Origin of the sequence: Bartonella sp. AP58NXGY (genome assembly GCF_042195785.1) — a bacterium.
GTDB lineage: Bacteria > Pseudomonadota > Alphaproteobacteria > Rhizobiales > Rhizobiaceae > Bartonella.
Genome location: NZ_JBHIOY010000297.1, coordinates 353 through 661, shown reverse-complemented (window position 1 = coordinate 661; position 309 = coordinate 353). Strand labels below are relative to the sequence as shown.

2 pseudogenes are annotated in these 309 nt (G+C 35.9%); both read right to left on the bottom strand.

Annotated elements, in window-relative coordinates:
• Positions 1–39: 39 nt before the first annotated feature.
• Positions 40–147 (bottom strand): annotated as a pseudogene (gene holA, locus ACFINC_RS11050) (DNA polymerase III subunit delta); the annotation flags it as partial.
• 28 nt (positions 148–175) lie between these two features.
• A pseudogene (gene holA / locus ACFINC_RS11045) lies at positions 176–309 on the bottom strand (DNA polymerase III subunit delta); the annotation flags it as partial.

Below are 309 nucleotides of genomic sequence, written 5' to 3'. Positions count from 1 at the left end.
TTTACTTCAATAAAGGTTCTATGAACAAGACTTGCTCTAAATATGAGTATGCACTTGAGAAATCACTGTAAAAGGCGATTTCCCTTCAACTTCTACCTGATAACGCAAAAGCTGTAACTGCTGAAAATACCTTTGTGCCGTACTTAAATAACAAATCATTATATTTTTAAATATGTTAAGCTGCCATTTGGCGTCGTGCAATAATTGTGAGTCCTAACAAAGCTTGACGAATGATAGCTTCACCCAAAAGCGGATTTTTACGGCTGTCTAAAACAGCACTCTGAATTCTTTCCATTGCGTAAGAAATCT